This window comes from Moorena sp. (assembly GCF_982860115.1).
This window is the reverse complement of the sequence record NZ_CEYLVT010000048.1, coordinates 27,379-38,110: the sequence shown is the minus strand read 5'-3', so window position 1 is coordinate 38,110 and position 10,732 is coordinate 27,379. Positions and strand designations below refer to the sequence as shown.

Sequence of the window (10,732 nt, the reverse complement as noted above, 5' to 3'; positions counted from 1 at the left end):
TTACTTCAATTTCTCCAAGTTCGATCCGGAAACCCCGCACCTTGACCTGATTATCAATACGTCCGAGAAACTCTATATTTCCATCGGGTAAATAACGGGCTAAGTCCCCAGTTTTGTAAAGGCGAGAACCTGGTTTATTGGTAAACGGGTTAGGGATAAACTTTTGCTGTGTCAATTCGGGACGGTTGAGATAGCCTCGGGCTAGGGAAACTCCCCCGATGTACAACTCGCCGGGAATTCCCACGGGTACAGGTTGTGCGAATTGATCTAATAGGTAAATCTGAGTGTTAGCAATGGGACGACCAATAGGTGGTAGTGCTGACCAATTGTCAGTAGAACCGGTTAAGGTAAATGCTGTGACTACATGAGTTTCTGATGGTCCATATTGATTATGAAGGGAACAATCTTTTAGCTGGGAGAAAAAGCTTGCGATCGCTGGAGTAATTTGCAACTGTTCCCCTGCTGTTATTACTTCCCGCAGACTGGTGGGAATCAATCCCAAAGTTTGAGCGGTCTCTGCTAACTGCTGTAAAGCAACAAAAGGAAGAAACAGTCTTTCTATTTGTTTTTTTCTTAATAGATGTAGTAAAGCAACAGGGTCTCGTCGCACTTCTTCGGGGATTAAGACCAAGGTTCCACCCGCACACCAGGTTGAAAATATTTCCTGAAAGGAGACATCAAAGCTAATTGGTGCAAATTGCAGCGTTTTTGCCCTGGTTAAAACTGTTGTGTTTGACCGTTGCCACAAAATCAGATTGCTCAAGGCAAGGTGCTTCATTGCTACACCTTTAGGCTTACCTGTAGAACCGGAAGTGTAGATTACATAAGCCAAGTTTTCTTCAGAAGCAGTACAGTTGGGATTTAAGTCAGTTTCTTGACTAACTAGATTCCAGTCAGCATCTAAACAAATTATTTGCGCTTGATTTTCCGGTAATCCAGCTACCAAGTTGTTTTGAGTTAATAGTACTGAAGCTTGAGAGTTTTCCAGCATATAGGCAATGCGCTCAATCGGATAACCTGGGTCTATAGGAACATAAGCACCACCGGCTTTGATAATCCCCAACAATCCCACGATCATCTCAAGAGAACGTTCAACACAAATTCCTACTAAAGATTCTGGTTTAACCCCTAAGTTTTGCAGATGATGAGCTAATTGATTGGCTCGACAATTCAACTCCTGATAGGTTAATTGCTCTGAGTCAAACACCACCGCCACTGCATCGGGTGTTTTTTCTACCTGTTCCTCAAACAACTGATGAATGCACTGATTTTTTTGGGGATAGTCAACCTGAGTATTATTCCACTCAATTAATAACGGCAACTCCACCTCACTCATTACTCATTACTCATTACTCATTACTTCTTATTGACATGATTTTAGGACTTCCCGTGAAAAGTCAGACTTACCTGCTTTCAACACTTGCTCAGCCGTCAAGTTCAGATCGGGGAAAGTTGTAGAGGTGATAGTCTGATTACCTCGGAGTAATTGAATTTCATACTCTCCATCTACTAGAGTACAGATAGAAAGGGTTGGTTGTTTGGGCTTCCCAATATGCCGGATACCACCTAGTCCTGCGTAGTCTGCAATCCAATATTCTCGAATGCCTAAAGTTGCGTAGTCTTCAACTTTACGGGCATAATCGTTTTGCCAATTGCTACTAACAACTTCCGCTATAAACTTAATCGAATCGCCACGGGTCAGAACTGATTGCTCAGACCAAAGTGGCTCTCTAGCCAGTTCTGTTCGATCAACAACTGCAACATCAGGTCGAAATGCAGTCATGCCAACGTCAGAAGGGCGAAATAGTCCTCGTTGAAGAACAAACCAAGGTAAACCTATTCTATCGATCTGAACACAAATTTTGGTGGTGATCAAGGCAGCAACTTCTTCATGTTGACCTGTTGGTTCCAAATCGAAAACCTCTCCATCAATCAGTTCATAGCGGTTATCACTACCATAACGAGCAAGAAACTCCTCAAAGTTCAGGAGTTTCTGTTGTATTGGTTGTTCGATTCCAAGGGTCATAGTTTAAGCCCTAATCAATGCCTTAATTTTACCAAAGCCGTAACGCACCATGAGAGATTTTCCAATAAAAAAATCACTAATCGATTAACCCTCACTTGTGTGATGATGATCAGCTATCATGACAGATGACGGTGCGTTACACTAACGTTAACGCACCCTACTGGACCGACACATCTAAAATGGTGCAATAAGCGTAGGTTGGGTTGAAGAATGAAACCCAACACCAGTAAGGCTTTGTTGGATTTCCCTACCGCTCAACCCAACAAACATTTTTAGGTGTGCTACGCCACTACAAAACTTTTGACGAAGTCAGCGCAGCTCTCGGAGCTCACATCCGAGAGAACGCTGACCACACCCATAAAAATTTGGCTTCTCTAAGTCGATGCGCCTGCAGATGTACTTGCCGCAGTTTGAGTTGGCTTATCCGGTAGATCGAGAAATTCTTCAACTACTGGAAAGAAGTCTCTGTGCTCACTACCGTTCTCGTCTATATAGTAACCTTGGTCTCTAAACTGCGTTAACTTAACATAGAAATCCAGCGTTTTCTTCTGAATGTTTGTTACCCACTGTTGCGCTTGAGTAGTTAATGGTTTTTCAGTAATTTTTTGTTCAAGCGAACTTGTTGATTCTTCATCTGATGTATCCATGGCATTATCATCTACTCCAATTTGGTCGTCATACTCAGAAGTATAGAAATCATAATCAAGGGAGGGAGTAAGCATTACTTCTAAAAAATCACGGACGCGGGAAAATGAAGGTCTCTGTTCGTGAATATATTTTGTGGCTGTCTCCAATATTTCTTTTCCCTGAGCACTCGAATCTAATTTATCAAGCTTATCTCTGACGTAAGAGACGGCTTCTTCTTCAATAGCTTTAGTTTTATCATCAATTTGTTTGTCAACTGCTTTAATTTGATTTTCTATGCCAGTTTTTTCTGCTTCTAGTCTAGTTTTAGTTACATTATCTGTAGTTGATTCAATTTCAGCAATCTTATTTGTTAAGGACTTATCAAGTTGTTCCCTCTGGTCGTATAAGGTATTAAATTCAGCTTCTTTTTCTTGCAACTTTTGCTTTAAAAAGCCATCTGCTCGATTAACCAAACCTTTAACCTGTTCAGCCATACGTCCAATTGCCTGGTTCCAATCAGCCCTACCTGGAAAGAGATTCTTCGGATTACTATGAATATATTTGCCGATCGCATTCATTTTATCCTGTAGAGTCTTTCCTTTAAATTTGAGATTTTTACCTTGACTCGTGATGAATTGATCAATGGCAGCTGTATAATTAGCGGGATTTTCGTGGCTCAGATAACCTGCCAAAGAGTCTGTGAGTACGTTGGACGGGACAATATGGCGTCGGTCTCGCTTAATATCATCTCCTGTTACTGGGTCTTTGGCTGAACCAGCAGGAACTTTTTTAGCTGCACTAGTCCATCCAGGACGTCCTTGTCTATTCCAGGTTCCGTCTGAATTCTGCTTAATAGCAAATCCGTGAGTGTCATCATCACCATTGCTTTTCTTCTGCCTCTTTGCTTTATCACCCTTTGCCTTACCAGCAATGGCAGTTTCGGTAGGACATGATGATGGAGCCAGCTTGCGTTTTCTGGATGTGGTCTTTCCTGGTTGGGGCATGGTGTTTTTCTCCTAATTGCAGTTAATGAGCTACCCACCCTGACTTGGTTGCAGGATGGGTTTTTACGAATCGGCGACAGTTTAACTATTTGAACTGTTGTTATTTGTGATTCGCATATCCAGGCTGGTTAGAATAGCGAAAATTTCCCTGAGCTGTCCTTGTATGTTATTATCTTTGCGCTCAAGTGAATCAAAGTAGTTAAGAACTGTGTCTGCCATTTGATCGCTGGTCTCCACTGGACGCAAATCACGACCAAAGCCCATTAGGGCAGGACGTTCGACGTAGGTGACGCGGTGGAGTACTCGCCAAGTTTTGTTGGGTTTACCTGCTTGTACTTGCCTTAAGGCACGGGCTTCTTCATCATTACTCTGTAGCCATTCTGGATCGACTACATAGTTAAAGAAGTCATGGAAATGATTAACATTACCTTCCAGGTAGAAACTCATAAAGCGGTAGCGATCCACTTTTTCCCCTGGTTTGACGGGATAGTCGTTCAAGTCGGTAATATCTTTGTTTTCCAAGCCGTAGAGATTGACAAAAAGTTCAAAACCCTTACTACTCGTTAGAGTTTTACTCATGGTTTGGGTCATTTCCCCTGTGTATAATGGTGTCAGCTCAAAGGCAAAGCCGACAACCATGGCATCAACTTGAGCACCTAGCTGCCCCCCAAGGGTGAAGCTACCACCAACCGTATGTTCAATCGTACTAGCAAAACTCTCTTCTTCCGACCGTAAGCCACCATCAGCATCCCAAACATAGGTGTTGACAATATTGCGCTTGCCAGCCCGAATTAATAAGTTTTCCATCCGCCGCTGCCAAGCATCAAAGGCTGCATTAGCCTGTACTTGCTTATCTGGATTGGGAATACGCTTGTTAATTTCTTCTTGCCGCTTCTGTGCCTCGTCTTTCTGTGCTTCTTTACGACCTTCGAGAGATTGGACATATCCTTCAACTTGTTCAGCTTCTTGTTGTTGGCTAGAACCGTCACCGTCTTCTGTTTCACCCCCTGGTTTGACACTAATCTGTCCGTAACTGTCATATTGGGAAGCATCCACAGTTTGAGATTCTAAAGCTGATTCTGAAGTTTGGGTCGCATCATAGTTGGTAAAATAAGCTTCCCGTTCTTTATCCCACTGCTCAATCTGCTGCTTCAAGTCGTAGGCTTGTTGTAGACGCATGTAGCTGGCGGGATAGAGGGAACCGTATTGCGATCGCATTTCTGGGACATGGCGATAGAAACGCTGATCAGCAGCTTGGGAACCAACTGTACCGTCTAGGGTACCGTTCATGGTGTAAGCTGGGTTAATCATGAAAGTAATGGTATTCACATCCAAGGGAATACCTTCGGCTGGACGAATCTCGTAGCTGATCATCTTGCCACTGCGCTTGAGTTTGGTGATGAAGACATCTGCTATTCCAGAAACCACCAGGGCATAACCGACGTTTTTGGGTATGAAGCGTGTACCTAGATTTTCAAATTGAGGTTTAGTTTCTGAAAGACCCCGCAGTTGTAACATATCAGTGAGGTTGGAGGAAGAATCAGCGCGGACAGTGCTACTGTTAGAAGTCGTGTCTCTGAGGTTAAGACTCCCCTTAAAACCAGCTCTTCCTTCTGAAATTTTGGATACTATACCAAAACCACCTTCTGCTCCCCAACCAACACCGAGGAAGAGGTCGAGGTCAAAGCCTTGGCTGACATCCTTACTCCTGGTCCAACTGTAGCTCACATCTTGTGATTGTCGTAGTTGAACTGAGGCAGCATCTTCGTAATCATAGTAAACTGTGAGGTTTTCACTGGGTACCGGAGGAGCGCCTTCGATGTAACCGAGTAAAGTGGGTTGGAACTGGGCATTGCCAATCCATCGCAGGTCAAGTTCTTCCAGCCGTTTTTCCGAGAGAGCATGAACACTACCATCGAGAGTAGTATAAATTAATGCCCGCCGCATCATGGCTACTGTGCGTTTAGGGTCGTTGGGGTCAAGTCCCACACTGCTGTATTCGCAACTCAGCAGACGAGAACCAGGGGCACTTTCAACAAGTTTGGCTCCATGCACTGTACCATCGTATTTATTGACACTGAGGTCTTTGACTTTACCATTCTCAATGCTATCCAAGGGCCAATAACTAACCAGATTTTCCTCATTACCACTCAGGTGGCGATGCATATCCCTGGCGATTTCCTGCTGAGTCCGGGCTTTGTCCCAAATGCGAACTTCGGCAATTTGACCGTTTAAATATCTGGAGTACCCATCGTCCCGACCTAAATATAATGCCCCTCGATCTTCATTGATTGTTACTGCTGTAGTGGTAGAAACTGGTTTACTACCTACTTCCACACCGTCTATGTATAATTTCAGGGTCGTGCCATCAAAGGTTCCCGCATAATGATGCCATTGATTGATTTCTGAGGGTGTGTATTGGATGTTTTTCCATCCATTACTGTAAATGTAAAACCTGATTGATTTACTATTGCTTACTGGATAGAGGATGTAGGCATTTCGTTTACTAGCTAAAAAGCCATGATTAGTCCAATTTCCTGTGTTACTTTTAGCCCAGAGTGAAACAGTAATTGCTGAAGTTGGGTTGGAGTGAGCAGGAACCTCTATATAATCATCCACCCCATCAAACTCCATCACTGAGTGACCTGGATTACCAATCGCCGCAGTACAAGCCACCCAATCTGCACCAGCAATAGAACCATGATGTTGATCCTCTGCCGAATAATCCTTGGCTTGGTTTCCTGTTGCTTCTGTCATTGGGTAGTAAGCGACTAAGCCAGGTTCATTACCAGTCAGCAGAGTTTTGCTGTTTATTTCCACTTCTTCATCAGTCAAAGCCAGGTTCCAAAGACGCACTTCTGCTAACTTGCCAAAAGGTCGATTACCATTGGGAGCATTACCGATAACAGCAAGATTGCTCTGGCATTGGGGAGTATAAACCAGGATTTCGGGATCTCCTATAATCTCACCATTATTTTTGTTACTATCCCCACGGACTTGATCTTCTAGTAATTTAGTCCCGTCTGCCTGGGAAATAACCCGCATCGACCAATAGCTGACTAAACCACTTTCGTTACCTTCGAGGATTTTGTACATGTTGTCTCGGATTTCGTCAGCACTCAGGGCTTGATTCCAGATACTCAGACCACTCATACCTCCGTCGAAAGCTTGGCTATTCTCGAAACCACCACCTAAAGAGTCCTGTTCCTGTGCAATGATCAAGGTACCATTTCCTGAGATAGTTGCTCCAGATTTAAAACCTGTTGCCACAAATTCTTCTACCCCGTCTTTATAGACCCTCAGAGTTCCATCTGAGTTGTTCCAAGTTACCGCTAAGTGATGCCATTGCCCATCATTGAAAGATATATTGGTGTTATTTGAAGAACCGTCAATGATCACTTTCAAGTTTTCGACATTTGTAAGTAGGAAGGTATTATCTTGATTAGAAACGGCATAGGAAACCGGGGTGGGACCAGATTTTGTCGAATTAATACGAATCCAGCAAGCAACCGTAATTGCCGTTGAGGGGAAGTTTTTGAAATTACTGAAGCTCACGTAATCTTGATCCCCATCAAAGGTGAGAGCATATCTGATGGTCGTGAACCCTACTGGCTTACCATCAATATAGAATACCGTTCTTCCTTCTTTTGCTACTGCGGCTACGTGATGCCAACCATCAGCTACTTTGTTCTCTAAATCATAGTTACAATCGAAGAAAAAGCCATCAACTACGGTTCCCAGGCGGCTGCCATCTTTGAGAACAATGGCATAATCATTACCATCTTTGGCACTGGCTAGGACATTGTAATCGTACTTGCTACCTTCTTCATTAGTGGTAATCTTCGTTGCTCCCGGATAGTGAAACCAAGCTTCCAAAGTCCAATGATCCGGTTGCAAATCAAGGTGAGCATCTTGATTATCCCCGTCTTGAATTGTAATCTTATCATTAGCATCCCGGAATTCCAAGCAAGTCCGTAAGCTATCTGGTAACCACTGCTCAAAAGTGGAGTTGCGACTATCGGCTGTAGCATCGTAGCTAGTTAACCGCATCCGACCTTGGTTATCAAAGTAGCTGAGGAGAACATTACCTTCACAGCTTTCTACAGCATTTAAGCTACCGGCGGGACGAGCAAAACCCAGTAAGGCCCCACGAGTCGATAGTTCTTTGGCATCTGTATTCAACAAAGACATGCGCTGTGGTGTTTGCTGGTTCTGGGCAACTTGGTTGAGGAAAGTCGTATTCTTGGTGTTGAAGTCAGTCTCAGCAGTTATCAGGTTGCTGCGAGCAGTTGACAATTGCGTGTTCAGACTACTAGCACTTTCATTAGCATTCAGAAATTGGGTTAATCGATCCAGCCTTGCCTGCTTACTAGCGATTTGCTCAGATAGAGACTGGACTTCTTTTTCTGCATCTTCAATTCGTAAATTCCCGGCTTGGGTTCTGATGATGCTTTTCTCCAAACTCCAAAGTTGGTTGGCTCCACCATGACTTTCGTAGATTTGAACATTTGCTCCATTTTCAGAGCTAGCCCTATAAACATCAAGGACTTTGGTGGTGTCTTTTTTCCGAATTACGTAAGAGCTACCGCGTTTGTCAAGACACCAACGCTGGGGGGTGATCTCATTTTCAGACCAAATGTATAAAGGGGTTTCATCGGCTGTGCCGTTCCCATGAACATTCAGCATGTTGCCAGTTCTCTTATCTTTGATTCTGTAGGAGCCATCGCTATTGTCAATAAATTCCCACAGATAACCCAAAACTGGCTCTAGCTCTGAGTCGAAACTCCAAATGGTAACTATGATGATATACGCACTCGTCAAAAATTTACCACTGCCTTTGCCTTTAATTTTGCAAAAGTAGTTCAACGGATTATTGATCTCGGTGCTTAGTGCTGTTTCTGCGCTGGATTGACTCGTTTGCAATTGAGGAATTCGTCTTTCCAGAGCATTTTTTTCATCCACATAGGTTTGCCGATTTTGGGCAATATCGAGCCTTTCTTCGAGATCCCAGACCAACTTTTGATAGCGACTGATTTCTTGTTCTGCTTGTTGTAATTCCTCGGTGGAAATACCCCCTTGCGGGTCAGCTAGTGTAGTCAAACTCGTTTCATCAGTGTAACGATCGCAACTGATAGCGTCAGAAATCAGCTGAATCTGATGCTTGCGAATATCAATACTAGTCCAGCTTCCTTTGACGTTGTTAATTTCAAAAGTACGGATGATGCTCACGCCATCAGGAACAGTAAACTGGCAAGATGCCCGATACCAACCGTTGCTGAGTAATTCAAAATCATTAGGCTGATAACTGTGAGTAGGGAAAGCTATTTTCTCTTCCGAATTGCGGCTATACCTTCCCCAATAGGAGAAACCAAAGATTTTGTTACCATTACCATCGGCATTGTTGATATCAACTGCACCTTGTACTTTAAATTCAAAGCTTTCTTCGTAAGTTGCCCTTTGGGTAACAGCAAATAACTCGTCATTACTGTACTTGACTGCATCCAGACCGCCTCCAGTGCTTCGATTCAGGGTTCTGGCACTAACATAAGCTTCACCATAAACCACAGCATCTCGACCATGCAGGGAAAAATCAGGAACTGTCTTTGACTCCCCAGTTACAATTGTACCAAGGCGATAGTAAGCTGCTAGATCCTGTTCTTTGCCAGTCAGCTTCAGATACATACTGTCTTTGATTTCCCCGGCTGGGCGGGTGCGGTTCCAAATTTGCACATCGGCAATTTGACCATTGAAGTCGCGATTGGTACCTAAACCACCGCCAATATAAAAACGAGGTTGCCAGGCTTCTAATTTGAACGAGGGAGGTGCATCAGCCGATTCAATCGTACCATGAAGAGTACCGTGGTTTTGAGCGGGGGATAAATCTCTGACTTGCTCCCCATCAAACACCCAATAGGCAGCTAATTTTTGTTCTGTGCCGAGTAAGCGGCGATTCATGTTCTCCTGAATTTCCTTTTGGCTGCGGGCTATATTCCAGACACGCACCTCGGCAATTTTTCCTGGGAAGTGATTATCGACTTTACCAATATATTTTATGGGTGTGTTGACTGGCTGCTTGCCTTTCAACTCTTCGGTGGCATATTTTTCTTCACCATTGACATAGACTTTGTAGAAAGTACCATCAAAAGTCACTGCTACGTGATTCCAGTCGTTAGGTACTAGAACTTCCCCTGTTGTTATAGTTACACCAGTGGTTCCATCTCCAAAGCCTGCAACTATTTTCTGCCGCTGATATACCCAAATCGAGGGAGCACGATTCTGAGCGGTGCCAGGATGATTCCCTAGAAAACCATGGTAACCAGCATCTGAAATTTCCGGATAAATCCAGGCTTCTTGAGTAAACTCAGACCCTACTACCACATTATCGCCGCAGTCTACGTAATCAGTGGAACTATTGAGAGCGTAAGCTTTGATTGCAGGATATGCTAAGCCAGATTGAAAGATGTAGGCGCTACCAGCATCTGAACCTCCGGTATCCTCATTGGGAGCGCCGACAATTGCCGTCTCGTTGCTGATAGCAACTGAGTTGCCAAATTTATCATATGCTTGTGCATCTTTAGCAAAGAGTTGTTGAACTTGTTCCCAATCTCCATTGGCTTGCCGCGCGAATATGTAGGCGCTACCAGCACTTGTACCTCTAGTATCCTCACCCCTAGCACCAATAATTGCCGTCTCACCGCTGATGGCAACTGAGTAGCCAAAGAAATCATATGCTGCTTGTGCATCTTTAGCAAAGAGTTGTTGAACTTGTTCCCAATCCCCATTGGCTTGCCGCTCGAATATATAGGCACTACCAGCATTTTTACCTCTAGTATCCTCACAATAAGCACCAACAATTGCCGTCTCACCGCTGATGCTAACAGAACAGCCAAAATAATCATCTGCTTGTGCATCTTGGGCAAAGATTTGTTGAACTTGTTCCCAATCCCCATTGGCTTGCCGCCTGAATATGTAGGCGCTACCAGCATTTGTACCTCTAGTATCCTCAAAATGAGCACCAATAATTGCCGTCTCACCGCTGATGGCAACTGAGTAGCCAAAGAAATCATCTGCTTGT

At 43.9% G+C, this 10,732-nt stretch carries 4 protein-coding genes; all 4 read right to left on the bottom strand.

Annotated features, from left to right (window positions below; translation table 11 throughout):
- Window positions 1-1,327, bottom strand: a 1,327-nt coding sequence (locus tag AC4II3_RS10940) for a non-ribosomal peptide synthetase (RefSeq protein WP_488029291.1), incomplete at its 3' end; no start/stop codon positions are given.
- Window positions 1,328-1,363: 36 nt separating this feature from the next.
- Entirely contained in the window at window positions 1,364-2,026 is a 663-nt protein-coding gene (locus AC4II3_RS10935; RefSeq protein WP_488009644.1) for a Uma2 family endonuclease, read from the bottom strand.
- 374 nt (window positions 2,027-2,400) lie between these two features.
- Entirely contained in the window at window positions 2,401-3,657 is a 1,257-nt protein-coding gene (locus tag AC4II3_RS10930; RefSeq protein ID WP_488009642.1) for a hypothetical protein, read from the bottom strand.
- 81 nt (window positions 3,658-3,738) lie between these two features.
- Window positions 3,739-10,732 (bottom strand): LamG-like jellyroll fold domain-containing protein (locus AC4II3_RS10925; RefSeq protein WP_488009640.1); only part of this gene is annotated, 6,994 nt, incomplete at its 5' end.